Source organism: Falsiroseomonas oryzae (assembly GCF_027856955.1).
In the GTDB taxonomy this organism is placed as follows: domain Bacteria; phylum Pseudomonadota; class Alphaproteobacteria; order Acetobacterales; family Acetobacteraceae; genus Falsiroseomonas; species Falsiroseomonas oryzae.
This window is the reverse complement of record NZ_JAPSMD010000931.1, coordinates 1-774: the sequence shown is the minus strand read 5'-3', so window position 1 is coordinate 774 and position 774 is coordinate 1. Positions and strand designations below refer to the sequence as shown.

The window sequence follows — 774 nt, the reverse complement described above, 5'->3', positions numbered from 1 at the left end:
GGCGACGGCAGCCCGGTCCGCCCGCGCGCAGGGGGCCTGGCGGCCGGACCGTCCGCTGCGCCTCGTCGTCGGCTTCGCGCCGGGCGGCACGGCCGACCTCGTCGCGCGCCTCGCGGCGCCGGAGATGGCGAAGGTCCTGGGCCAGAACGTCGTGGTGGAGAACCGCGCCGGCGCCTCGGGCAACCTGGCGTCCCAGGCGGTGATCGCCGCGCCGGCGGATGGCCTCACGCTGGGCTTCGCGGGGCTGCAGCTCGTGACCAATCCCGGGCTGATCCCGCAGCTCGGCTACGATCCGGCGCGCGACGTGCAGATGGTCGGCCAGCTCACCGCGCTGCCGGTCGTGGTGATGGCCAGCGCGCGATCGGGGCTGCGCAGCATCGCCGAAGCGATCGAGCGTTCGCGCGGCCCGGGGGTGACGATCGGCACCGCGGGCGTCGGCACCTCCTCGCATCTCGGGGCGGAGCTGCTGTTCCGGGCGGTGGGCGGGCGCTTCGAGGCGGTGCAGTACCGCGGCGGCGCGCCGGCCTTCCAGGCGCTGCTGGCGGGCGATGTCGAGATGATGTTCGACCTGGTCGCCGGCTACCAGGCGCCCGCCGCCGCGGAAGGCCGCGTGCGCCTGCTCGGCGTGATGCAGGAGCGCCGCGCCGAGGGCCTGCCGGACGTGCCGAGCTTCGGCGAGGCGGGGCTGCCGCCGGCGGCGATGATGCGGTCCTGGCAGGGGCTGTTCCTGCGCGCCGGCACCCCGGCCGCCGCGCTCGCGGCGCTGCACGCCGC

At 77.3% G+C, this 774-nt stretch carries 1 protein-coding gene; it reads left to right on the top strand.

What is annotated here, in order from left to right; genetic code table 11:
- The coding region (locus OZN99_RS32760; RefSeq protein ID WP_270939351.1) for a tripartite tricarboxylate transporter substrate binding protein at window positions 1-774 on the top strand (774 nt) is incomplete at both ends.